The 24,033-nt window shown below is 49.7% G+C and carries 21 protein-coding genes; 19 read left to right on the top strand and 2 right to left on the bottom strand.

Going from position 1 to position 24,033, the window contains the following annotated elements; translation table 11 throughout:
• Positions 1-145: 145 nt before the first annotated feature.
• From ACJJI4_RS08220 to ACJJI4_RS08270, 11 genes are all read left to right on the top strand, one after another.
• Positions 146-2,725 carry a DNA internalization-related competence protein ComEC/Rec2 gene (locus ACJJI4_RS08220; protein WP_444927701.1) on the top strand — a complete coding sequence of 860 codons (2,580 nt, stop codon included), beginning with the start codon at positions 146-148 and terminating at the stop codon, positions 2,723-2,725.
• 113 nt (positions 2,726-2,838) lie between these two features.
• Positions 2,839-3,462, top strand: a complete 624-nt coding sequence (locus tag ACJJI4_RS08225; RefSeq protein WP_413665667.1) for a MotA/TolQ/ExbB proton channel family protein — start codon at positions 2,839-2,841, stop codon at positions 3,460-3,462.
• A gap of 15 nt (positions 3,463-3,477) precedes the next feature.
• Positions 3,478-3,897 (top strand): ExbD/TolR family protein, encoded by a 420-nt coding sequence (locus ACJJI4_RS08230; RefSeq protein WP_444897173.1) that lies wholly within the window; start codon positions 3,478-3,480, stop codon positions 3,895-3,897.
• An 83-nt stretch (positions 3,898-3,980) separates the two neighbouring features.
• On the top strand, positions 3,981-5,810 hold the full coding sequence (gene msbA, locus ACJJI4_RS08235) for a lipid A export permease/ATP-binding protein MsbA (RefSeq protein ID WP_444917054.1): 1,830 nt from the start codon (positions 3,981-3,983) through the stop codon (positions 5,808-5,810).
• 9 nt (positions 5,811-5,819) lie between these two features.
• Positions 5,820-6,854 carry a tetraacyldisaccharide 4'-kinase gene (gene lpxK, locus ACJJI4_RS08240; protein ID WP_444912975.1) on the top strand — a complete coding sequence of 345 codons (1,035 nt, stop codon included), beginning with the start codon at positions 5,820-5,822 and terminating at the stop codon, positions 6,852-6,854.
• On the top strand, positions 6,844-7,611 hold the full coding sequence (gene kdsB, locus ACJJI4_RS08245; protein WP_444905363.1) for a 3-deoxy-manno-octulosonate cytidylyltransferase: 768 nt from the start codon (positions 6,844-6,846) through the stop codon (positions 7,609-7,611). Before lpxK ends, kdsB begins: the two co-directional genes overlap by 11 nt.
• An 11-nt stretch (positions 7,612-7,622) precedes the next feature.
• Entirely contained in the window at positions 7,623-8,639 is a 1,017-nt protein-coding gene (murB, locus tag ACJJI4_RS08250; protein ID WP_444927702.1) for a UDP-N-acetylmuramate dehydrogenase, read from the top strand.
• 550 nt (positions 8,640-9,189) lie between these two features.
• Positions 9,190-9,843: a response regulator gene (locus tag ACJJI4_RS08255; protein WP_413665673.1), complete on the top strand. Its 654-nt coding sequence runs from the start codon at positions 9,190-9,192 to the stop codon at positions 9,841-9,843.
• A gap of 44 nt (positions 9,844-9,887) precedes the next feature.
• Positions 9,888-11,702 (top strand): excinuclease ABC subunit UvrC, encoded by a 1,815-nt coding sequence (uvrC, locus tag ACJJI4_RS08260; protein WP_444905361.1) that lies wholly within the window; start codon positions 9,888-9,890, stop codon positions 11,700-11,702.
• A gap of 101 nt (positions 11,703-11,803) precedes the next feature.
• Entirely contained in the window at positions 11,804-12,367 is a 564-nt protein-coding gene (gene pgsA / locus ACJJI4_RS08265) for a CDP-diacylglycerol--glycerol-3-phosphate 3-phosphatidyltransferase (protein ID WP_413665675.1), read from the top strand.
• 158 nt (positions 12,368-12,525) lie between these two features.
• The gene (locus ACJJI4_RS08270) at positions 12,526-14,235 is read left to right on the top strand and encodes a sulfatase-like hydrolase/transferase (RefSeq protein WP_444927703.1); all 1,710 of its coding nucleotides are present in this window, start codon (positions 12,526-12,528) and stop codon (positions 14,233-14,235) included.
• Between the two features lie 30 nt (positions 14,236-14,265).
• Here the strand turns inward: ACJJI4_RS08270 and ACJJI4_RS08275 are convergent, their stop codons facing one another.
• Positions 14,266-14,874, bottom strand: a complete 609-nt coding sequence (locus ACJJI4_RS08275) for an LEA/WHy family protein (protein ID WP_444917057.1) — start codon at positions 14,872-14,874, stop codon at positions 14,266-14,268.
• A 79-nt stretch (positions 14,875-14,953) separates the two neighbouring features.
• Here ACJJI4_RS08275 and ACJJI4_RS08280 point away from each other — a divergent pair, with 79 nt between their 5' ends.
• Positions 14,954-16,120: a dipeptidase gene (locus ACJJI4_RS08280; RefSeq protein WP_444927704.1), complete on the top strand. Its 1,167-nt coding sequence runs from the start codon at positions 14,954-14,956 to the stop codon at positions 16,118-16,120.
• A 386-nt stretch (positions 16,121-16,506) separates the two neighbouring features.
• On the top strand, positions 16,507-17,202 hold the full coding sequence (locus tag ACJJI4_RS08285) for a YopT-type cysteine protease domain-containing protein (protein WP_444927705.1): 696 nt from the start codon (positions 16,507-16,509) through the stop codon (positions 17,200-17,202).
• 160 nt (positions 17,203-17,362) lie between these two features.
• Here ACJJI4_RS08285 and ACJJI4_RS08290 read toward each other — a convergent pair whose 3' ends face one another.
• Positions 17,363-17,854, bottom strand: a complete 492-nt coding sequence (locus tag ACJJI4_RS08290) for a RidA family protein (protein WP_444927706.1) — start codon at positions 17,852-17,854, stop codon at positions 17,363-17,365.
• Between the two features lie 1,259 nt (positions 17,855-19,113).
• On the opposite strand from ACJJI4_RS08290, the gene ACJJI4_RS08295 reads away from it, so the two are divergent.
• From ACJJI4_RS08295 to ACJJI4_RS08320, 6 genes are all read left to right on the top strand, one after another.
• Positions 19,114-20,070: a hypothetical protein gene (locus ACJJI4_RS08295; RefSeq protein ID WP_444927707.1), complete on the top strand. Its 957-nt coding sequence runs from the start codon at positions 19,114-19,116 to the stop codon at positions 20,068-20,070.
• 92 nt (positions 20,071-20,162) lie between these two features.
• Complete coding sequence (locus ACJJI4_RS08300) at positions 20,163-20,546, top strand: hypothetical protein (RefSeq protein WP_444927708.1); 384 nt, start codon at positions 20,163-20,165, stop codon at positions 20,544-20,546.
• Between the two features lie 1,002 nt (positions 20,547-21,548).
• Positions 21,549-22,127: a PilN family protein gene (locus ACJJI4_RS08305; RefSeq protein WP_444927709.1), complete on the top strand. Its 579-nt coding sequence runs from the start codon at positions 21,549-21,551 to the stop codon at positions 22,125-22,127.
• A 322-nt stretch (positions 22,128-22,449) separates the two neighbouring features.
• Positions 22,450-23,049, top strand: coding sequence for a hypothetical protein (locus tag ACJJI4_RS08310; RefSeq protein WP_444927710.1), 600 nt, complete (start codon positions 22,450-22,452; stop codon positions 23,047-23,049).
• 274 nt (positions 23,050-23,323) lie between these two features.
• The gene (locus ACJJI4_RS08315; RefSeq protein WP_444928222.1) at positions 23,324-23,650 is read left to right on the top strand and encodes an HNH endonuclease family protein; all 327 of its coding nucleotides are present in this window, start codon (positions 23,324-23,326) and stop codon (positions 23,648-23,650) included.
• A 183-nt stretch (positions 23,651-23,833) separates the two neighbouring features.
• Complete coding sequence (locus ACJJI4_RS08320; protein WP_444927711.1) at positions 23,834-24,031, top strand: hypothetical protein; 198 nt, start codon at positions 23,834-23,836, stop codon at positions 24,029-24,031.
• Positions 24,032-24,033: the final 2 nt, after the last annotated feature.

The raw sequence follows: 24,033 nt of genomic DNA on the forward strand, positions 1-24,033 counted from the left end.
TCTTAAAAATATGTGACCGACCGGTGCTATGAATGGCAGGTAAGCTAGTTATAGTAAGGTTTTAGGCGCCTGAAGCGGCGGGCCGCAATCATCGTTGATTTAAGTAGAGGTGGTCAATAGTTGAACAAAAAGGGCGGTGCAAGGGATGGCGCAGGGGAAGGAATTATGGAGTTTTCGGGAGAGAATTTACGGGCTTTCTCGCCTGCTGGCTAAGGCGAGAGGCATTCTCGGCTACACGGGGCCCAGCATATACCTTTGGGTCTACTCGCTTTCTATTATCGCGGTGGGTTGTTTTGCCCGATTACCCGCTGAAAACACTCTGAGGGCACTGTATCTCTCTCTAGCCTTGTTTGCCTGGATGGTAATACGCCGCTGGCGCCCCCTTGCTCTGATCTTTCTCTCCTTTATTGGTGCGACCTGGGCACTCCACTCTCATGAAGCATCGCTGGATCGCCGGCTCCCCCTCGGTGCACATGGTGCGGACTTTGTACTTCAGTTGAACCTGGTCTCGCTGCCTGAATTAACTGAGGGGGGAGGGTTTGGCGCTAGTTCAGAATCACACACAGTGCGTTTTCGCGCTCGAGTTGTGGATATTGTTTCCAGTTCTTTAGGTGAAGAGGGTGGCCAGTTAGCACCGCCAGAGCTATCTATCGGAAGCCTTCTCAACCTAACCTGGTACCGAGTTGACGGTGAGGCTCTGGCTCGTCTGCGGGGTGGCTCTCAATGGATATTGCCTGTGCGATTGAGAAGCCCTAGGGGAAGTGTGAATCCACATACATTCGACTATGAAGGCTGGCTGTTGCGAGAGGGAATTACGGCAACAGGGTATGTTCGCCCCCGCGATTATCCTCCTCAGTGGCTGGGGCAGGGGAATGGCATTATCGAGTTAAGGGATGAATTGCGCTCCCAAATTAGTCAGTTACCGATCCAACGACCGGACCTGATAGCGGCGCTATTATTAGGGGATCGCAGTCAGTTGAGCGAAGGTGATACCGACCTGCTTAAAAGGACAGGTACGGGCCACCTTATTGCCATATCCGGCTTACATGTGGGCATGGTGGCCGGTTGTATTTTGTTGATGGGCACCGTACTGGCAAAAGGGATTGGGCTTTTTACGGGCACCAGCCGTTTTGGTATTGCGATAGGGCTCGCCTTGGTGGCGAGCCTTGCTTATACCTTGATCGCCGGCGTTCCTCTATCCGCACAACGGGCGCTTGTAATGACCTGGGTGCTATTGCTGGGGTGGCACTGGCGGCGCAGACTGGGAGCGGGTTTTGCTTTCTCATTGGCACTGGCAATAGTGCTTACTTTGCAGCCACTGGCTTTTTACAGTGCTGGTTTTTGGTTGTCCTTTGTGGCCGTCGGGAGCCTGCTTTTGGGGTTTAGTGGGCGAATTGCTTTAAGTCGAGAGCCGCAATGGAGGCCGAAGGCTGAGGCCCCTGGTGCTGTAACCGCATGGCAGCACCGATTTTCCCAGTTATCGTTATGGCAGCCGTTGCGCAGCCAGTGGCTGATTGCAATTGGCTTGTTTATCCCATCGATAATATATTTTTCTGGCTTTAGTCTTTCTGGTGTATTGGTCAATCTTGTAGCGATTCCCTGGATGGGCCTGTCTATTTTGCCGTCACTTATGTTAGGTGCTGTATTTATTGATACTCAGCTGGGTGTTTGGTTGCTGCAGTTTGCAGGTTGGCAGTTGGACCTGCTGATGACTGCGCTCGATATTGTCGATCATACGATACCGGGGTTCCGTGGGTTTGCGATTGCCTCCACTGCATTGGTGATAGTCATCGCCGGGCTTGGCGCGGTGCTACTTTTGCTGCCTAAAGGGTTGCCAGGGCGCAAGTTGGGCTGGTTATTTTTTCTTCCTGTTGCTCAGCCCTGGCTTTCTACATTGGCACCGGCAGATGAGCGTTTGAAATTCTCAGTGCTGGATGTTGGTCAGGGGTTGTCAGTAGTTATCAGCACTGGAAAAAGCCGTATTGTTTACGACGCAGGGCCTTCAATCCCCTCGGGCTGGAGCGCGGGAGGTTCGATAGTGGCTCCCTACTTGATGAGTAGCGGAGGTAGTGAACTCGATGTGCTGATCGTCAGTCATGGCGATAGGGATCATGCCGGCGGCGTGGAGGGTTTACTTAGAAACATTGAGGCAAAAAAGCTCTATGCTCCAGGGACTTTAGCTAGCAATTTACCATTATCGCCAGCCACGATTACTGAGCAGTGTCGGGCAGGAACGGAAGAGCAACTGGGAGATATATCATTTCGATGGTTATGGCCTTCCTTAACGGCACAGGGAGAGGAATTACTGGATGGTGAGGAGAACGATCATAGCTGTGTAATTTTGGCTGAGTGGCAGGGGGTGCGTTTACTGCTTACTGGGGATATCAGTCGTAAGGTTGAATATCAACTGTCTAAAATGTATCCACAATTTCCCGCTGTTGACGTACTGATTGCGCCCCATCATGGTTCCCGCTCTTCCTCATCGGTCGCTTTGCTCGAATGGGCCAGGCCTAAACGGGTTGTATTTAGTGCCGGTTTCCGACACCACTTTGGCCACCCTCACACCGATGTTGTGAAGCGCTACCAAAACTTCGGTGCCAGCATTTTCAGTACTGCGGAGAGCGGAGCGGTAGAATTTTTCTGGCGAGCCGGAGAACAAGAGCCGCAAATTTTACAGGCTCGTTTGGCACCACGGTTTTGGTATGCGAGTCACAACAGGGAATAAGGATGCGTGGGAGGACTTAGCCGCCGGCACCAGCTGTGATAAAGTGCTGCTCTGCGTCGAGGACGCAGTAATAATTTTCCAAAAATTCCCTCTGGTTTTCTGGGGCTAAGAAAGTGTTTGAGATAATAAAATCCGGCGGCCTGCTGATGTGGCCAATCCTGTTTTGCTCTGTAGCGGTTATTGCTATTTGTGTCGAGCGTTTCTGGACTTTGCACTCGCAGCATATTGCACCACGTACTTTATTAGGTGAGGTATGGGGCTGGCTTAAAAATAACCAGGTCAATGCGGAAAAATTGAAGGAGCTGCGCGACTCCAGCCCACTGGGAAAAATTTTTGCTGCGGGCCTGTCCAATTCCCGCCACGGTCGCGAAGTAATGAAAGATAGCATCGAGGAAACTGCCAGCCAGGTTGTGCATGAACTGGAGCGATTCCTGGGTGCTCTGGGCACGATTGCTGCCGTAGCACCGCTGATTGGTTTGCTGGGTACTGTGATCGGTATGATCCAGGTCTTTACCGCGATTATGGTGGAAGGTACCGGTAATGCAGGCGTACTGGCCGGTGGTATTAGCCAGGCATTGATCACCACTGCCGCTGGCCTGACTGTCGCTATTCCTGCGTTAATGGCACACAGATACTTCCAGCGTCGCGTTGACACGATTGTTGTGGCAATGGAGCAGGAAGCTGTCAAGCTTGTGGATGCTCTGCACAGCGATCGTAAAATCGAAGATGCGGCCTGAGCGGGGTAGCAAGCAATGCAATTCCGCCGCCAAGCCACAGAGCAGGAAGGGGTTAACCTGACACCACTTATCGATGTGGTATTCCTGCTGTTGATTTTCTTTATGGTGTCTACAACCTTCACCAAGGAAAGCCATCTTAAGCTGAACCTGCCTGAAGCAGCAGGTCCTCAGTCTGTTGACCAACCTAAATCTGTAGAGATTTTGATCAGTGCTGATGGTTCCTATTCAGTAGATGGACAAGCTTTGATCAACAAGAAGATCAACACCCTCAAATCTGCGCTGTCGGAAGTTTCCGCAGGCGAGTACAATCGCCCGCTTGTGATAACCGCCGACGCCACCGCTCATCACCAAGCCGTGGTTCGGGCAATGGATGCCGCTGGACAGCTAGGCTTTGTCAACCTAAGCATTACTACACGGCAGCCGGAAGAAAACTAGCGCGGAACCCTGTAGGGAGCTGACTTACCTTCGGTTTCTGTGCCCACTCGCCCCAGTTGGGGCGAGTCCATTCATTGGTCTGTATGAAGAAAGTAAAAGCGCCCCCCAGCAAACCGCAAAATGGGGCGGAAACTTACCGTCGATTGCTCACTTATGCCCGCCCGCACATGGCGATTTTCGGGGTTGCGGTACTGGGCTTCTTCCTGTTTTCGATCATGGGCGTCAGCCTTATTGCTGTGACCGAGCTTTTGCTCGATGCAGTGGGGGCTGGAATCCAAGAGAGTCGCGGGTTTCTCTCAAAGTTTGTAGCATCCTATTACCCCGACGGGGTAATGCCCCAGGAGACTGCTCGTTGGCTTGTACCGCTTGCAATGTTGCTGATTATTGTCCTTAGGGCTATTGGCAATTTTGTCGGCAGCTATGGTTTAGCCTATGTGGGCCGCGCAGTGATCCACGAGTTGCGAACACAGCTATTTGAGAGAATTGGCCAGCTTCCCAGCTCCTATTTTGACCGCTATACCGGCGCTTACCTGATCTCAAAGGTTTCATACAATGTTGAGCAGGTAACCAACTCCATCACCAAGGCGGTGAAGGTACTCTTCCGCGAGTCGTTTACGGTAATCGGTCTCTTGACCTACCTGTTACTGGTGAACTGGAAGCTGACTTTAACCTTCTTCCTTTTTGCCCCCTTGATCGCCTTTATTGTGCGCATCGTGGGTAAGCGTTTCCGCAAATTAAGCCATCGCATCCAGAATTCCATGGGCGACGTTACCCATGTTACCCAGGAGGCGATCAATGGCTATCAAGTGGTGCGGATGTATGGGGGGCAGGATTACGAGAAATCCCGCTTCCTCTCTGCCAGTGACAATAACCGTCGGCAGTTTATGAAGCTCGTAGTAGCAAACAATGCCAGTGTTTCTGTAATTCAGATACTGGTTGGTTTGTCTACCGCAACTATTGTCTGGCTGGCTCTGGCACCGGGTATGGTTGAGTCCATGACTGCTGGGGTTTTTGCCGCCTATATTGGTGCGGCTGCATCCTTGGCCAAGCCGGTGCGCAGCCTTTCCGAAATTTTTGCCGATATCCAGAAGGGTATTGCGGCAGCGGAGAGTATCTTTGAAGTAATGGATGCTCCCAGAGAGCCCCAGGATGGTGAAGCTCAGCTACCTAAGCCTGTGAATGGCACAGTAGCTTTTGAAGGGCTTGAGTTTAGCTATGACCCGGCAGCACCTAAAGTACTCTCCGACATCAGTTTCGCGGTAAATCCGGGAGAAACAGTGGCCCTGGTGGGTGCATCTGGCTCCGGCAAGAGCACGCTGGTAAGTCTGCTGGCTAGGTTTTACGAGCCGACAGGTGGACGTATCTTGGTCGATGGGGCTGATATTTCCAAGGTGCCACTTAAAGAGTTGCGCCGCCATATCAGTATGGTTTCCCAAAATATCGTGCTGTTTAACGACACTGTATATCGCAATATTGCCTACGGTGAATTAGAGCATGCACCCAAGGAAAATGTTCTGCGTGCTATGGAGCAGGCACATGCAGCTCAATTTATTGAAGAGCTACCTGAGGGGGCGAATACGGTTCTGGGGGATAATGCGCAGATGCTCTCCGGCGGCCAGCGCCAGCGCTTGTCTATTGCCCGTGCCCTGCTTAAGGATGCGCCCATACTGATCTTGGATGAGGCCACCTCAGCACTGGATAATGAATCGGAGCGCCATATTCAGGCGGCTCTGGCTGAAGTCATGAAAAACCGCACTACGTTTGTTATCGCCCATCGCCTGAGTACGATCGAGAATGCCGATCGCATTCTGGTGATGGAGAAAGGTCGAATTGTAGAGAGCGGGAATCACGCAGAGCTGCTCGCCCAGGGTGGTCGATACGCATCTCTGTTACAGCAGCAAACAATGGGGTAGGGCACCTGGATGTCACTGGAAGACTGGTTTAACAAGCGCTGGTACCCCGAAAAGGGTGAAGGTCGCTCGCTCTCCCTGCTCACCCCGCTGGAATTACTCTATGGGGGGGTGAGCAAGCGGCGCCGGGTAATGAGTTCTCGCACTCCACCGGAGCCCTTATCAGTTCCTGTCATCGTCATCGGTAACATCACCGTTGGCGGTGCGGGTAAAACGCCATTGGTGGCGGAGCTGGCTCGCTGGCTAAAGGAGCGGGGTCGCAATCCGGGGATTATCAGCCGTGGCTATGGTGGTCGCGCAGAAAAATATCCCTATCAGGTGACTGCCCAATCCCACCCCCTGGAGTCCGGGGATGAGCCGCTGATGCTGCACTTGATCACTGGTGTGCCGGTGATGGTTTCTCCCAATCGCACCGAGGCGGCGCAGGCCCTGATCGACTATCACCAGTGCGATGTTATTTTGTCTGACGATGGGCTGCAGCACTATAGTTTGTGGCGCAGCTATGAAATTTGTGTAGTTGATGGTCATCGCGGTTTGGGCAATGGTCATATGCTGCCCAGAGGACCTCTGAGGGAACCGGTGACGCGCCTGCAAAGCGTCGACATGCTGGTTAGTAATGGAGAGCCAGAAGCCAAAGTCAGGGATCAGTGCGGTGGGCTTTTAGAGTTTGAAATGACGCTCGAGCCTTCCTGCTGGCACCAGTTTAACCTCGACCAAACCTCCACATTGCGCCTGCCGTCAGGGCCTGAAGTCGGGCCTTGCCACGGGGTGGCAGCGATCGGTAATCCCAAGCGGTTTTTCCGGTCACTGCAAGCGCTAGGGTTCGAGGTAACAGAGCAACCTTTTGACGATCATCATCAATTCAGCCCCCAGGAACTGCACTTCGATGGGGAAACCCCCGTGATCATGACCATGAAAGATGCGGTGAAATGTCGTGATTTCTGGGAGAGTCACTGGTGGGCGCTCGAGGTGCGGGCCAAGTTGCCAGACCTTTTTTATCAAAAAGTACACAAGCACTTGCAACAATTTAGTGAAAATGAAAAGTAACTCTTCTTTCGACGTCATTATTCCCGCACGCTATGGCTCCAGCCGCCTGCCAGGCAAGCCCTTGGCTGATATCGGCGGCAAGCCGATGGTGGAGCATGTTTATTTGCGTGCCCGTGAGAGCGATGCTCAGAGGGTGGTTATCGCCACCGATGATATGCGTGTAGCGGAGGTGGCTCACGGCTTCGGCGCCGAGGTGTGTATGACATCTGCCGAGCATGCCTCGGGAACTGACCGACTGCAGGAGGTGGCTCAGAACCTGGGCCTTGCCGAGGACCGCATTTTGGTCAATGTGCAGGGCGATGAACCTTTGATACCCGCCGAGGTGATAAATCAAGTAGCTGAAAACCTGGCGGCTAGCAAGCGAGCCGGCGTTGCAACCCTGGCGGAACCCATCACCTCAGTGGAGGATTTTCGCAACCCGAATATCGTCAAGGTAGTGACAACAGAGTCCGGGCTGGCCAGGTATTTTTCACGAGCGCCAATCCCATGGCCCAGAGATGCCTTTGCGATGGATAGCAGTGAACTGCCAAGGGGCTTGGAACCTCGTCGCCATATTGGTATCTATGCTTATCGTGTTGCGCTATTGCGCCAGTTTGTCTCTTGGCCTATGGCCCCGCTAGAAAAGTTCGAGGCTCTGGAGCAGCTGCGTTTTCTTTACCACGACCAAGAGATTCACGTAGCGGATGCCTGCGCAGAAGTGCCCGGCGGCGTAGATACTGAGCAGGATCTTCAGCGTATGCGAGAAACCCTGGCCTGATGTAGAACCTAATGATTGAAGCCAATATCGATTTACAGCCCCACAATACTCTGGCGATTTCAGCCAACACGGCTTATTTTGCGCGTGTGGAAACCCTGGATGAATTGCGTGAGGCTTTGAGTTTTGCGCAGCAGAAGCGTTTGCCGATTCTGCCGTTGGGTGGGGGCAGTAATATCGTATTAACGGGAGACTTTCCCGGGCTTGCAATTCAGGTCGGGCTGCGAGGGCTAACAATTACTCCCAATGGTCGTGGCGGTACGATTGAGGCGGCGGCCGGGGAGGGGTGGCACCAGCTGGTTATGTCTACTGTCGAGCAGGGCATGGGAGGCTTGGAAAACCTCGCGCTGATTCCAGGTAAAGTGGGGGCAGCCCCAATCCAAAATATCGGCGCCTATGGCGTAGAGTTGCGAGACTGTTTTTGCAGCTTGCAGGCCATGGAAATTTCTACAGGTGCACTACATAACTTTTCCGCGTCGGACTGTGAGTTTGATTACCGGGACAGTGTGTTTAAAGGGCAGTTGCGCGATCAATTTATTATTACCCAGGTTAACCTTAGCCTTGCACAAGATTGGCAGCCCAAGGTAGCTTACCCGGCCCTACAGCAATTTATTGACCAGCAAGGTTGGGATTGTGACTCTTTAACACCCGCACAAATTTCCGCTGCGGTTATCGATATTCGCAACAGTAAATTGCCGCTCCCCGATCAAATCCCTAACGCTGGCAGCTTCTTTAAAAACCCTGTGGTGAATGCGGACATTTACCAAAACCTAAAATCGGAACATCCCGATTTAGTAGCTTATGCCAGCGGTGAAGGTTGGAAGCTGGCGGCAGGTTGGCTAATTGATCGCGCTGGTTGGCGGGGCAGGCGGCAAGAAGCGGTTGGAGTTCACCACCAGCAGGCATTGGTTTTGGTTAATCCCGGCCGGGGCCGGGGTGATGAAGTGACAAGATTGGCTCGCGCTATCGCTTCTGATGTGCAGGCTAAGTTTGGTGTTACCCTGGAGCCTGAGCCGCGCTATTACCCTTAATCTATTCAAGATTGTTTGCATGAGGGTACGGACAATCCCTTCTTTTATTTTTCACTGAATTGCAGTTATCAAGTACCCAATAGAAAAGTGCAAATTGTTGGGTGGGGTTGGCAGTTTTCAGCCTGAATATCAGTAGAGAATTGTTCTAGTTGTTGACGATTATTTTGTTATAACGAATTCAACCTCTTACATTTTCTCATATTCCGATTTCTTTCATAAATATTTTCTGCGATAAAATGAATCTTCTATCGCAAATTTTGCGGAAGTGCTCATCTTGATCGCAGAAAAATTAATTGGTACGTTTTTACGCTATAATTAAATGTTATAAAGGCAGCAAGATCCTGTGGCCAAATGTCTGTTCAGCAGCATTTGAAACGGTGCTTCTGCTTTGCAGTAGCGTTTTTGTCTGGTATGTTGCGGTTGGGTTCCAGGGGGGCCTACACGGGGTAGTTTCACCGTGAGCTAAAAAGAAGAACGCAGTTTATAGAGCTCGTGCGTTGGGGATGTATACGCGGCGTAGCCACTGCACTTATCCGTAGTTGGGGATAGCTTGATCAAAGTCTTAGTGGTGGATGATCACGATCTTGTGCGAATGGGCATTTCGCGCATGCTGGGTGATGTTGAGGATATAGAAGTCGCCGGAGAGGCAAACTGTGGCGAGGAGGCCCTGGAATTCGTTCGCCGGTCTAATGTTGATGTCATTCTGATGGATGTAAAAATGCCAGGAATGGGCGGCCTTGAAGCGACTAGAAAGCTGCTGCAGCGGTGCCCGGAGGCAAAGGTTGTTGCCGTTAGTGCACTTGATGATGATTTATTCCCGGGCCGCTTGATGCAGGCTGGGGCAATGGGTTACGTGACTAAAGGCGCGGATCTTGAAGAAATGGTTCGAGCGATACGGACGGTTATTTCAGGTGGTGTTTTTATCAGTAATTCCATGGCAACCAAAATGGCGATGCGCAGTGTCAGCGGCCAGGATGATCAGCAATCTCCGTTTGAAAAATTATCTAAAAGGGAATTGCAGACTGCAGACATGATCGTCAATGGCGCCAAGGTTGCGGATATTGCAAAGTCTCTCTCGGTAAGCCCCAAAACGGTGAATAGCTACCGCTACAGGATTTTTGAGAAGTTGGATATTAATAGTGATGTAGAGTTGACGATCCTCGCTGTTAAACACCAAATTCTCGACCCAGATGCTGCACTTTAATTGAAAAGTGGCTGATTTCTTAAAATATTGAGGCCGGTTGCCAGATGTTCGACAGCAAGCGTTTCCTCGCGACAGTAACTCGCAAACCCGGCGTCTACCAGATGTTCGACGCCGAAAATAAAATCCTCTACGTAGGGAAAGCCAAGAACCTTCGCAATCGGTTGTCGAGCTACTTTCGGAGCTCCGGACTAACGACAAAAACCATGGCGCTGGTGCAGCGTATTGGAAACATCGAAGTCACCGTTACGCGCAGTGAAACCGAAGCCCTGGTGCTTGAACAAAGCCTGATCAAGTCCCAGCGGCCCCCATACAATGTGATGCTGAAGGATGATAAAGGGTACCCTTATATCTTTCTTTCCAGCAATGACACTTTCCCCCGTATTGCATTCCACCGTGGTGCCAAGCGCAAGAAAGGCCGATACTTCGGACCTTTTCCAAATGCATCGTCGGTTCGCGACAGCCTGAACTTTTTGCAAAAAACTTTTCGAATCCGCTCTTGTGAAGACAGTGTTTTTCGCAACCGTTCAAGGCCCTGCCTTCAATATCAGATAGAGCGCTGTACCGCTCCCTGTGTCGATTTTATTTCTCCCGAGGACTATCGCCAGGATGTTCGCCACGCAGAGATGTTTCTCACGGGTAAAAGTGACAGCATTATCCAGGAGTTGGCCGATCAAATGGATGAGGCATCCCGGGCGCTGGAATTTGAAAAAGCCGCGAGACTGCGGGACCAAATTTCCGCGCTACGTCGTCTACAAGCGGATCAGGTAGCAGAGGGAGCAAGTGGCGATGTGGATGTGCTGGGGATAGCCAGTGAGGGCGGCAGCTGTTGCGTACACGTTCTGTTTGTCAGGCAGGGGCGAATTCTGGGGAGTCGCAGTTATTTTCCCAGTGAGCGCCTGGGGCTCACACCGCCAGAGCTACTTTCCGCATTTGTCCCGCAATTTTACCTGGGCAGTCCTCGAGAGATCCCCCGTGAGATTTTGGTTTCAGAGGCCTTACAGGATCTCGAGCCACTTCAACAGGCTCTTAGCGAGCAGTGTGGTCGCGATGTTGGTATCACCCATAAGTTGCGTGGCAAGCGGGCCACTTGGGTTGAGATGGCGCAACAGGCAGCACAACAGAATTTGACTAGTCGAACTGCAGCCCAGCAAAAACTCTACAACCGTTTCGAGAAGCTACAGGAAGTATTAGAACTGGAGCAGCTCCCGGAGAGGCTTGAGTGCTTTGACATCAGCCATTCTTCCGGTGAGGCCACGGTTGCGTCCTGTGTTGTATTTGATACCGGAGGCCCGGTGAAGTCGGATTATCGCCGATTCAATATTGAGGGTATCCAGGCGGGCGATGATTATGCGGCAATGGGGCAGGCGCTAAAACGGCGCTATACGCGCCTTTCCGGTGGCGAGGGCAAATTCCCCAATATCCTGTTGATCGACGGGGGGAAGGGCCAGGTTACACAAGCGGTCGAAGCTCTGAATGAGCTGGGCATTGTCGGAGTGCAAATTATTGGTGTTGCCAAAGGAACTACACGAAAAGCGGGCTTTGAAACATTACATGTGGTTTCCAGTAACAAAGAGCTTGTACTCTCCGCCGACTCATCAGCGCTGCACTTAATTCAACAAGTGCGAGACGAAGCGCACCGCTTTGCTATCGCTGGCCACCGGGCAAAACGGGATAAAAAACGCAGGGAGTCTCCATTGGAAGGTATCGCTGGAGTAGGGCCCACTCGCCGCAGGGCGCTGCTGCGACATTTCGGAGGTTTGCAGGAGCTAAAGCGCGCAACAGTAACGGAGATTGCCAGCGTGGATGGTATCAGCCGGAAATTGGCTCAGGATATATACTCGGCACTACACCACGAGTAGAACAGGATTGAGCTGGCGATTAAATGGCCAGTTTTTTCCAAAGCGTTTCATTTTGCGCGATGGCTTGATAACGTACGCCCTCCGCAAGAATAGAGAAAAGTATGACAATCGCCAATCAACTGACACTGTTACGTGTTGCTTTGATCCCATTTTTTGTTTTGGTTTTCTATTTGCCGTACAAGTGGAGTTACATTGCTTCTGCTGCAATTTTTGCAGTTGCCGCAATTACCGATTGGCTTGATGGCTATCTCGCCAGAAAATTAAATCAGAGTACTGCCCTCGGTGCCTTTCTGGACCCGGTTGCCGATAAGCTAATGGTGGCTACGGCATTGGTCTTGCTGGTGGGACTGCATGACAATCCGCTGTTTGCGATTGCTGCGGCGGTGATCATCTGTCGAGAGATCGCGGTCTCTGGGTTGCGGGAGTGGATGGCTGAGCTGGGGCAGCGCAGCAGTGTTGCCGTTTCCTATGTAGGCAAAGTCAAAACCACCGCACAGATGGCAGCAATTCTTGTTCTGCTTGCCTTCGATGTTAGGGAGTTTCCGGTGATGGAAACTATTGGATACCTGCTGCTCTATATCGCTGCCGGCCTCACCTTGTGGACGATGGTGATGTACTTGCGCGCCGCATGGCCGGCCCTTATGGCCGACAGCCGGGATAAGTAGATAGAGGAGAATTACTTCTCTCACGAAATTGGCGCCTCGATTCTGGCATTTGCTGGAAAACGAGGCGCTCTTTACCCCGCTTAAACTCGCTCTTCCTCTTCCAAGCCCCTGCGCTCCTCTAAATTGTTAGATACTTTTCTGCGATCTATAGGAAGCTCATGTCCGTCAAAAGCCACCTGATTATGATCTGGCTGCTTTGCATCACTCTCAATGTCGAGGGGCAAGTTGTACACGATGCCGAGTTTTATATTCTCAAGATGCAAAACGGCGATCGCTGGGATCAAGAGGATGCGGAGCTTGAGCAACGCTTACAGCAGTTGCGGCAGAAATATGGACAGCCACCGAATATAGTATTCCTGCTGTGGGATGACACTGCATTTGGAGCTGTTGGCTTTCCTGCGTTACAAAAGAACTTTGGCTACTCAACGCCAAATCTAAACCAGATGGCTTCAGAGGGTATCAATTTTACCCGCATGTACTCTGAACCCTCATGCACACCAACCCGCGCTGCTGCGCTCACCGGACGGCTACCGGTGCGCTATGGCATGGGTGAAGTGGGTATGCCCCATGAGTTTTCCGGTCTACGCGCAGAAGAAGTCACTATTGCCGAGGTACTTTCGCAAGCGGGTTATACGACAGGCTTTTTCGGCAAGGGGCACCTTGGAGATATCGAGGAGAGTTATTTACACAATCAGGGGTTCGATGAGGCGTTGTTCACTCCGATGAACCAGATTACCTCCCTGTTTAACCCCCAGGCAAATGTAGCAAATGCGGTGCTGGGCATGTTCCCCGAAATCTATCCACCTGATCCCTATCGGTTGGACAGCCCTGGTCTGATTCCCGCTGGCTGGGTAATGAATATTGAAGGGAAAAAGGGACAACCCGGGCGAGAGTGGTGCGGAACATCCAACGAGTGCTTCGCTAAGTTTGATCCAGAAGCAGAACAGAGAACGCTGGCGTTTATTCGTCGCAGTGCAGAGCAGAAGAAACCGTTTTTCGTTGCCTACTGGCCCAATCTCCTTAATTTCATGGCGATGTATAACCCCAAGCGCTCGGTAGCCGGGCTGATGGTTGCCGATGCTTTCCCGGCGATGGATAACTTTGTCGGGGTGCTGATGCAAGAATTGAAAAGCTTAGGCCTCGCTGAAAATACCTTGTTCGTTGCAATGGCGGATAATGGCCCTATGGTTCACAGTCCGCCGGCGGGGTGGGGAATGCTGCCCATGTTGTATCGGGGTGGCAAAGGGGATTTTACTGAGGGCGGCGTTCGCGTACCTGCTTTTGCCTGGTGGCCAGGAACTATCGAAGCGGGACAAACGGCAGGAGATATTATTCATATCACTGACCTGTATACGACTTTCGCTCGCTTGGGTGGAGCAACTGATGCTATTCCCACGGATCGCGTCGTTGATGGCCTCGACCAGACCGCTCTGTTCCTAAACGGCGATACTCATGGCCGCCGGGATTATGTATTTATTTATACGGGTAAGGAATTGGGGGCAACAGTAAAGGGGCGATATAAGAGGCATTGGCTGGGAGCGGGGGAGGTGGCAGGGTCGGGGATGCCGGAGGCTTATTACGATTTATATATGGACCCCCGGGAGGAGTCCCCGCAGTTGGTGCCGTTAATTTACACCCAGGGCCAGTTCAATCATATGGTGGCTCGCCACCGTTTATTCAAACGTAAATATCCAGACGTAGCCAGCGGCAAAGGCATACCCTATACCGGGCTGGCCAATGCGCGCCCTGAGACACAGGCTATTGGTGAGCGCGTGCGCGCAGTCATCAGTGAGATGCCATTCACTGTTGAAGACTATCTCGAGTATCAAATCCCCGGTGCCGACAAGGTCGGCGACTGGGGAGATTAAAACGCTATATCCAAAGTGAGTAGGCTTGGACTAGTGGTAGAGGCCCAGATTCTGATTTAGTCGAACTTCGCCACTTCGCTGCACTGTAATGGAAGGCACAATGGACCTGCTCAGGCCAATCTTTGCCTGAAGTTCATAGGGTACTGATTGCTGCCCACTATTCGCTAATTCAGCGGCAGCGAATAGAGACCCCATCCAGCTCGCAGTTGCGTCTACCGCGATGTCATCCTGGCCATAGGGGGCAATGGGCAATAAGTTGTTTGAGGTTCCTGTCATCACTTTGTGGCCGGCAAGACTGAGCTTGTAGTAGATCCCGGAGAGGGGTAGCTCTTGGTTGTTGGGGTTGAAAATGCGCAAATGGATTCTGAAGCGCAGATCGCTGCCGACGGCAGGAGGAAGCGGCTCCAGCCCAATAATCTCAACCTCTGGCTGCTGAAAATTGGGCGATAAAGCGGCGCAACCACCCATGAATAGAGCGAATAATACGAGTAAGTTCAGTTGTAAAAGTTTAATCACTGCTTGTCCTTCATTTTTCTCTCTTCTGATAAGTGCGAGGTTGGTGTCCCAGCGCTTATTCCACGACCACCACAGTTTTATTTCTCTTGCTTGCTTATTGAGCAACCGCTCGAATTGCTTCATTCTGCGATCCTGATGGATCGAAGAAGGTTGTTGCCTCTGTGCAAACTTCCCCATGGATTTCTACTAACGGAGACAATAGATGAGCAAGTGGTTCATTCTTCTGACAACAATGGTGGTGATATTGTTCGCCAGCTGGAAATGGCTTTTGCTTCCGGCCATTGAAAAGTCGATGAACAAAGTAGAGCCGGGCAAAATTGCAGCGCTGTCACCTGAGGCTAAAGCGCTACACCAGAGTCTATTGGTAGGGGATCTCCACGCAGATAGTTTCCTGTGGGCTAGGGATTTGAGGAAGCGAGCTGACTATGGTCATCTGGATCTCCCCCGGGCGCGAGAAGGTAACCTGGGTATCCAGGTCTTCACATCAGTTACCAAGTCTCCCCGGGGGCAGAACTATCAGAAGAACTCCAGCAAAGCTGGCGATAACATAACCTTATTGGCCATTGCTCAGGCGTGGCCAGTAAAGGCGTGGGGCAGCCTGTATGAGCGGGCGCTCTATCATGCAGAGCGTGTTAATGCGCTACAGCAATCTGCGCCTGACCAAATACGTATCGTCAAAAGTGCGGCAGACTTACAACAGGTGCTTGTAGCAAGGAAGCAGGGTGGAGAGGTTTTGGCCGCACTCCTTGGCACTGAAGGTGCCCATCCTTTGGAAGGGAAGATCGAAAACATCGGTCGCCTATACGATGCTGGCTTCCGAGTGATGGGGTTGCAACACTTTTTCGACAATGAGCTGGGTGGCTCCCTGCATGGAGAAAGCGGGCAGGGTTTGAGCGCATTTGGCCGGAAAGCAGTGCAGGAGATGGAAAGACGCTCTATTGTGATTGACGTCGCCCACTCCTCCGAGCAGGTCGTCCGCGAAGTTTTGGATATTGCCGAGCGCCCAGTGATTGTTTCCCATACCGGGCTTCAAGGGGCGTGTAACTCACGCCGGAATATCAGTGACGAGCTAATGAAGGAGATAGCGGGTAAAGGAGGCTTGGTTGGAATTGGTTTCTGGCCTGGTGCTGTCTGCGATACAAGCCCCAAGAGCATTGTTAAATCCATTCGTTATGCCATTGATACACTGGGTGTGGATCATGTCGCATTGGGGTCGGACTATGACGGCAGTGTAAAGGTTGCATTTGACGTAAGTGAACTGGGCGTGCTTACCGCAGAAATGCTTCGGCAAGGGTTTACTGAAGAAGAGATCCGTAAAGTAATGGGTGAGAACCTGAGAGATTTCTTCCTTACTCAACTTCCCAGTTAATATCATATAGGAAGGTTGAATTTAGATTCCGCAGCCTTCTCAACAGATATATTAGCGCTGGCATTTGATAGCTCACTGTTCTGATGAGTTTGTTATTACCAGCGCAATACTTGCACTCGTATATGATTAAAAATAAATTTACTTTCTGCACATATCCAAGCGCAATTTAAACTGGAATTTTCTACCAAATTTTGACCTTAGCGTCCTGAAAAGCCAATTGAAATAAAGTGTAATCAAATTCCGGTTTACTTTTTAAAATGACTTAAAGCTAAAAAAGCCACAAGAAAATTGATAGAGATAAAACTGTAGGTGAGAAAAATAGAACATGGGCCGCGATACCGCGGATAGGCAAAAGTCCACTATCTATAAAGAATAGGGAGACCTCCATGTTCAATCCGAATCTAACAGAAACAGAATTTCTATTGGATCAAGCAAATTACATCCAACCCGGTGTCCACAATGACGTAAGGCGCGGAGTTTGTTACGCATTATCCTACATGTGGGTGAGGCTCGGCTTGCAACCCGGCGGTCATATAAATATGCACCTCCAGGCAGGACTGCAACAGCGTTACCATAATACGGGAATTGGAAACGCCCTTAACAGAGCAACTCCGGGTATGTTTTTAAGGGCTGTTGGCGGGTCGACCACCACCTTTGGGCAGCCTATCTATACAATGCAAAGGGCAATTTCCGCGCAGCAGCAGATCCAGGGAAATGTGATGGGTATATCGTCAGGGTTAAGGACGATTTGTCGGACAGATGGGTATACCGAGCACTGCATCGCCCGTGGGCATCAGTTGAACCCATTTGAGCCTTTTTCCACATTTTTGCGATGGATACGGCAGGGGATGGCCCGCCTTAATCAAGGCTTTGCATTGATAGGATTCCTGGGCCCCAATAGCGGCCATGCAATTGCAATTCAAGTACAGAATGGTAATACCTGGAGACTTTTTGACCCCAATTTTGGTTCCTTTGTATTTAATGGATACAACCGCTTTAAGGCCGAATTACATCAGCTGGCTTTGGTATACCTGGCGATGGGCACTGCTGGTGGAAGCTGGATGATTTCAACTTTTAGATAAGTAAGCAGGGTTGTTTTATTGTCTAGGTATCACAGGGTCGCTTAGGCGACCCTGTGCGTTGAGTTTAAGTGCAAACGTATACTAGAGAATTTAGACTGCAGTAAAAGTCCTGATGAGTCAATTAGGGGGATTAGTCTGGCACTCCCAGTTTTAATATTGACTACTTGGCAGCGATGCACTCAATTTCAATTTGGGCGTCCAGCGCTAGGGACTCCACTGCAAAGGTAGTCCTTGCAGGGTAGGGGGAGGCAAAAGCTTTCTGGTAGATGTTGTTGAATTCAGGGAAATTCTTGATATCTGTTAAAATGACCGTGCATTTAACAACATCTTTCATTTCGTAGTCGTAGCGCTCCAGAGTTTGCTTTATGTTGTCTAGAGTCTGTTTGGTCTCCGCAGCGAATCCCCCTTGGGCTAACCGCTTAGTCTCCGGTGAAAGCCCTATTTGGCCAGAAAGAAATAGCTGGTTGCCAACTTTTACAGCCTCTGAAAATGGTAGCTTTGAGACTGATCCTGTTGGGTTCAGGAATTTAACCTGCTCAGCGTCCTTTGCATAGCTGAAACTGGAAAGCGTAATAGTGAAAAGTGCAGAAATTAATGCATTTATAGGTGATGTCTTTATCTTCATTGGAATCTTTTTTTGTAAGTTTTTCATAAAAGCTGGGGCCGGTGTATCTTGCGGTCGATCATTTTTTGTTCTTGGTGATTACCTCAAAAAACTTAGATGGGTTTCTGGAGCAAGTGTGTATTGGAGCTTATGAGTAACCACCTTCGCTTTAGTTGAGTATAACCTGCTGGAGCGAGCTAATTGAATTAAGGTGCTAAAGGGTATATTGGGCGGTGATTATACCTGCAATTTGTATCTAATTTGTACGCATTGGTGACAGTGATGAATACGAGAGTTTTCTCGTATTATGAGCAGCTCAATCCCATTGCTTACCTGAGTGCCACTTTCAACATTGCTGGATTATTGAACAATAGTACTCTGGAGTGACTGACTCGGTAGCGCTGCTATTCGGGTGCGCTATTCCCTCCCTAAGCCAATCGAGCTTCAGCGTTGTGTTGAGTGGACTGATCTCTTTTAATTGAAACCAACACACACATTTCATTGTAGAAATATAGATTTGCAAGGATTTTGGCTAAACTTGAGTACTCAATTAGGGAAGTGATATGCCCCTCTTTAAGCAGCGATCAAAAGAACGGAAACGCTCGAAACTAAATGCTGTAAAGCCTGATTCTCAAATTGGCGTACATGTCATCTAAAACTGTATATTTATACAGCTGTATATGTTGACAGCTCTCTAGTATGACGGGTAATATATTTACAGCTGCTTTGGTTTTCATGCAGCAACCATCCTTTCTTGAACCGGCCCCCAAGCCGGTTTTTTTATTCTTGCTTGGTCGGTTTATTTCATTTCTAGTTTAGGGTAGTTAAATGAGCGTATGGCATACATTGGCAATTGAGGATGTAGGCTTGATTCTTTTTTCTGTGCTTTTGGGTGTACAGGCATGGAGGTACCGCTAAGAACCTCTGGTCGTCCAATAATGGTCGGAATTAAAGTTAAGATGAAAGAGCCGCTGACGAGTGAATGTCATCTTATCCGCCCCTCTAAGCTATCTAGATTCTGTGGTTTATGGTGATAGGGGAGATGTATTGTCTCAAATTCTCCTTTCCGGAAAAGTTGGCTCGGATACTGGATTTCCCGAAATAGGATGCCTTGCCCTTAACTGAGTTAGGACTCGCTTTGCAGTCGAGTTTAGCGAGGCCGCAAAGCGAGTGTGAGATTGAAGGCCAAATGCTTAACTTAAGGTCGCTTCTTCTTGTTGGTAGCTTAATGTCGGAATATGATGTTCGAAGTTTGGTTTTAGGTCATCATCATCCAATACGATCCACCTTAAAAAGGCAGAGAATTCTTGCCCGCAGCTATCGCTCTGCAAGAGACTCTCGATATATCCGCAGATGGTAAGTTGCACCCCTCTGAAAAGGTGGGGGAGATTCGTAAATACAACGAACTGATTGCGGAGCAGGCGGATATCAAGGCTCAAGCAGATAGGTTTAGTATTACTACTGAAAAAAATAACTATATCGCTAATCTCAATTTACTGACCAGCTATCTAGAAGACTTGGACCCGCCTTGGGGTGATTTAGAAAATACCACACCCATAGCGCGAGGGACTTGGAATACTCGCTGGACGGCAGTGGGTAGTGCTAAGAGTGCATTACTGAGGGCTGTTGCCGACCAAGCCATAGTCGTGGCTGAGGCGACAGGTGATAAGATCGCGAAACTCGCCTCCGGCGATAACTTGGTCCAAGGTGATTTCTCCGATGATGAGCTGTATTGGAGCAAGGGAGAGGTTTTTACCAATACCGCAGATTACCCCTACCTCCCCGAGGGGATGAAAGTTTTAAAGGTTTCCGACCGTGGCAGCTATGCGAGATATTGGTTTCCTGTAAAGGAGCGTGATCGCTTCTATATCTCCGCCGATATTTACACAGGCTCGAGCACCGGAGGAAATGTCAATATTGGTTTACATTATTCCGACATTTCCGAGTTTGGAACCGGTATTGCCATCAGCACTAATCGAGTTTGGCTGAAGGGTGGGTTTATCTCGCGAACCCCTAACCAAGGCTATGGATTTGTAGAAGCCTTGATAATTGTCCCTGCTGGTTGGGCAATGGCGAAAGGGTATATCCAGATAAATGCTGACGAGGGACAAACCGGCTCGGCATTTGCCCATAACCTCAAAATCAGAAAGATCGTCCAGAACCAACTGGAGTTACCACAAACATCAGCTCCATTGCTAGCTTACCGACTAGTAGTGATGTGTTGTCAGCTTCGGATAATGGTTCTTCGGCAAAGATATCTATAGCGGCACACACGATCCAATATGGACGGTTTGCTCGCAGTTATAATTCTGGTTCTATCACCGGGCTCAATTTCTCGACTAGATATTACGTTTACGTGGATGACCCATTTTATACGGGTGGGGGTGTCACCTACTACGCAACCACTGAAATTTGGCAGCTATCTGCCGGTGATGATAGACGGCAAGTAGGGGCTATCACCACTCCGGCCGATGGCGGGGATACCACAATCCCCGATCTACCGTACTGTGTTGACTATGACACAGTGTTGCCAGATGGTCGCTTTGTGCGGGATCTGCAACTAGGCGATTTAGTTGATTGTATTGATGTTCGAACCGGCGAGCGCGGAGAATTTCCACTCCGCGCAATGAGTGAAGGGAAGGAAGAGTGCTACAGCCTACACACACCTGAAGGTGCCGAGATATGGCAGTCAGAGTCCACCCCAATGGACCTACCAGATGGATCACCCCTGACATGCTAGATAAACCTGCTTATGTACTGTGCGAGGGCTCCCCACAAATATCTACGATCTCACAGCTCCACAGAATTGGTGTGAGGCGAGCACTAAAGCCTGACTTCGGCAATCGCATATTCTTCGCTGGACGCAAGCCTGAGTTGATTATTGCAACCCACAACGGTGTTATCAAACCATAAAGGAGGGTGCTAATGCCCTGCTTTTCCCCGAAAGCCATGCCGGACCTAGAGGCCTGGCAGTTTGCCTACACCATCGACGATGGCCATAGCGCCGGCACGATTGTACGGGCTTCAGTTACGTAGAAGACTGAGCCGGCAAGCGCTGAAGCCCAAGCGGTAGCCGTACTTAAGTGCGTGATTACCGTAATTGATGACCAGAACAGCGTTCAGACTGATGCCGCCGGAGATCCGATGGATAAGGTCTACGTGACAACGAAAACACTCACTACAGATGCGGAGTAACCGGTCAGTGTGGTCGATGAAGCAGCCGGCCTTGTTTCTGACTGTATTGGTGAAGTAGCGAACCGCCTAGCCGTGCATAGTTCTATTGCGGCTATGGCGATCCCGAGCGGTTGAATAACTTATAGCGGTAGGGCTGGGGTGAATGTTGAATATCAACGGCAGCGGCTGGCAGATGGCGAACCGGCCGGCGATTTCGCCGCGGATTACGGGGAGTACCAGCTCGGATCCGGCGGGGTTGGTTGGACAGATGTTGAAGGCTTTGGATGGGGACCATTGGAATAACCAAGCTAATTAGCTATGGAGTAAAAAATCATGTTGAAAATAAATAAAAATTTGAGGGGATTGCCCTTCTGGATAAGTTTGACCATATTCTTTTGTGGAAGTTGATCTCATAATGCCGTAATTTATTGTCTGAAAAATGCTAACTTGAAGGGAAGGGTGGTGACAAAAATTGGTATGTTCGTAACTATTGTATATATCGCTGCAATTTTTACGTTGAGGTGGAGTAGCCTTCCTGATTTGGCAACGATGCCTTTGAATGAGTTAGGTGATTTTTTTTGCTGGAGTTTTTGGCCCGTTGATGCTTTTTTGGTTGATTCTTGGCTATATCCAGCAACAAAATGAATTGCAGCAGAATACAAGAGCGCTTGAGCTGCAAGCAGAAGAATTAAAAAATTCAGTAGATCAGCATAAAGAACTGGTCAAAGCAACTCAGGAGCAAGCTAAAGCAGAGTTAAGGTCTATAGAAATTGAGCAGGAAAAATCAAGAAAAGAAAATCTGCCTGACTTTTCATTAAAGTGGGCGAAAATGATAGATAGGTTTGATGGTAATCTTATCTTTGAATATAGGTTTATAAATTCGGGTAAGCCAGCCAAAGAAGTATCTGTTATTTCCGATCCTGTTTTAGAAGAAATTAGATCGGCTCCAGTCATTGCGTACTTAAATGCAGATAGGGAATTTGGAGTGAGGTCGACTACATCAGTTAGCGGAAAACTTCCAGAAAAATTAAAGCTAACCTTAAAATGCGAAAGCACTAATGGTAATCCATATGAGAGAAGTTTTTACTTGAAAATGGCAGCAGACAAGAGAAATTATCGTCTTACCTCTGTGGGCGAAGTGTGTTAGCGAATAAATGGTTTGTTAAGGTTGTTATGAAAATTTACGGTAGCCTTTGATGCCAAGAATTTACTTGCGTTAATTTACATTGATTCCCTTAATCGCCGTTCTTAGTGGCTGCAACGAAGCCGAAGCCGAAGCCGAGTCAGAGGTCCACGACCGCCAGCAGAGGCTTCCCCGCTGGCCTAATACTGATGGCGACCGGCATAAAACAAGGAGCTTCTGATTCACCTTTCCCTGTTTTCAGTTGCTTGTGGCATGGTGTTGCGTTAGGTTTGATCAAGGAAGGATGTTACTTATCACAAGTGTGGGCGCTACCCAAGGAGGGGAAGTGAGAGATTATATAGTTCAAAAATTTCATCATTTTGAAGAAAGTGACTTTGTTCCCGGTGATAGCATAAGAGGGGCGATTATTATATTCCTTGCCTGGACGGTTCCAGCCTTTCTATTTGTCCTTTGGGCAAATAGGTATTATCCAGAAGTCGAATTTTATCAAGCAGCAATTAACGAAGCTATTGGCCCGAATCTTTGGAATGCAATCGGAGCCTTCGGCTTCCTTTCTTTTTCGGTGGCTGCTATGTTTCCCCAGTTTTCCACTCCCTCATTGGTTTCAAGACAAATATTGATAAACACCTATGCAATTGGCTGTCTTACGTTCGGGATATTGCTTGGTCAGTGGTTCACATTTCTATCGACTGATGACTTAGTTTGGTGGCAGCGGGGCTTATTTGGGATTACCTCAGGCTTCTTATTGGTTATAGTTTTATTTCTCAATTTGCTTGTTTGGTATTTGGGTTTCCTGCTTACAAGTGACTCTGGCAAGAAATCGAGGTTCTTGAGAGGGATGGAGCAATTGAATGGGCTAATTAGAATTCCCTTAGGCCTGTTATCTGCGGCCATAATTATTTGGGTTTTTTTGTCTGAAAAGTAAATCTCAGTGTACCTCACTGTATTTGTCCGGCTTATTTATCTCTAGTACGATCCCTTAAAAGCATATTGAGGGGTCGTCATGCGCCTTATCCTATCCATCGCTCTGTCTGATTGTAGCCAATACGAACGAATACGACCGCCACGAATGGCTGCCAAGATGGTCCGACACTGATAGAGACTGCCAGAGCACACGTCATGAGCTACTGGTTCAGTTCTCCCTGGCTCCAGTAACCTCCACCAATGACAAGCAGTGCACGGTAGACACGGGCCTCTGGCTGGACCCGTACACTGGTCAATTTTTCAATCTGGCATCTGACCTGGATGTTGAACATATAGTGCCGCTGTCTTGGGCACATGGGCACGGTGGTGCCAACTGGACTGTGGAGCTAAAACGACAGTTTGCGGAAGACCCTGAGAATCTATGGCTGGTCGATGATGGCCGGAACCAAAGCAAGGGTGATAAAAGCCCCGATGAGTGGATGCCACCCTATGAGCCGGTACAAGCTATCTATGTACAGAGATTTATGGCGATAGTGGAGAAGTATGGGCTGGCGTTCTTAGAGCAGGAATCAGCCCAGATTCTGGCACTCTTGGACGAATAAACCGCACCCTCCCAGTTTCTACCAACCTTCCAGGGTGCAACTCGGGCACCCGCCATCTCCTGTATATCCTGACTACCTAAGCCCGCCAATGTGGGCGCAGTCTTCTTTTTGTCATCAGCGCTGTATATGTATACAGTATTTTGGTAGATTGCCTCTGTGTCGACGGAAAGAAGGTGTTGGACCATGACATTCATAGAGGTTGAAGCCGAGATTCGCGCTTGCCTGAACACTATTGATATGACCGCAGACACTGCCGACCCGAAGCTTAGGGACATGCTGAAGGTGCAGGTTAACAATCTGGATGCGGCAACCAATGCCCTTGTAGATGAGCTGAACACCCTGAACGAGAAGCAGGCCCAGCCCAAAGAACTGTTCAAGTAACA

This window comes from Microbulbifer maximicatervae (SeqCode) (assembly GCF_052467305.1).

What these genes read in the sequence shown, in the direction of transcription:
- ACJJI4_RS08320 (WP_444927711.1), top strand. Translation starts at nt 23,834, where the DNA reads ATGACATTCATAGAGGTTGAAGCCGAGATTCGCGCTTGCCTGAACACT.
- ACJJI4_RS08285 (WP_444927705.1), top strand. Translation starts at nt 16,507, where the DNA reads ATGTTCAATCCGAATCTAACAGAAACAGAATTTCTATTGGATCAAGCA.
- ACJJI4_RS08220 (WP_444927701.1), top strand. Translation starts at nt 146, where the DNA reads ATGGCGCAGGGGAAGGAATTATGGAGTTTTCGGGAGAGAATTTACGGG.
- msbA (WP_444917054.1), top strand. Translation starts at nt 3,981, where the DNA reads ATGAAGAAAGTAAAAGCGCCCCCCAGCAAACCGCAAAATGGGGCGGAA.
- ACJJI4_RS08275 (WP_444917057.1), bottom strand. Translation starts at nt 14,874, where the DNA reads ATGAAGCAATTCGAGCGGTTGCTCAATAAGCAAGCAAGAGAAATAAAA.
- ACJJI4_RS08280 (WP_444927704.1), top strand. Translation starts at nt 14,954, where the DNA reads ATGAGCAAGTGGTTCATTCTTCTGACAACAATGGTGGTGATATTGTTC.
- ACJJI4_RS08230 (WP_444897173.1), top strand. Translation starts at nt 3,478, where the DNA reads ATGCAATTCCGCCGCCAAGCCACAGAGCAGGAAGGGGTTAACCTGACA.
- ACJJI4_RS08270 (WP_444927703.1), top strand. Translation starts at nt 12,526, where the DNA reads ATGTCCGTCAAAAGCCACCTGATTATGATCTGGCTGCTTTGCATCACT.
- uvrC (WP_444905361.1), top strand. Translation starts at nt 9,888, where the DNA reads ATGTTCGACAGCAAGCGTTTCCTCGCGACAGTAACTCGCAAACCCGGC.
- pgsA (WP_413665675.1), top strand. Translation starts at nt 11,804, where the DNA reads ATGACAATCGCCAATCAACTGACACTGTTACGTGTTGCTTTGATCCCA.
- kdsB (WP_444905363.1), top strand. Translation starts at nt 6,844, where the DNA reads ATGAAAAGTAACTCTTCTTTCGACGTCATTATTCCCGCACGCTATGGC.
- murB (WP_444927702.1), top strand. Translation starts at nt 7,623, where the DNA reads ATGATTGAAGCCAATATCGATTTACAGCCCCACAATACTCTGGCGATT.
- ACJJI4_RS08290 (WP_444927706.1), bottom strand. Translation starts at nt 17,854, where the DNA reads ATGAAAAACTTACAAAAAAAGATTCCAATGAAGATAAAGACATCACCT.
- lpxK (WP_444912975.1), top strand. Translation starts at nt 5,820, where the DNA reads ATGTCACTGGAAGACTGGTTTAACAAGCGCTGGTACCCCGAAAAGGGT.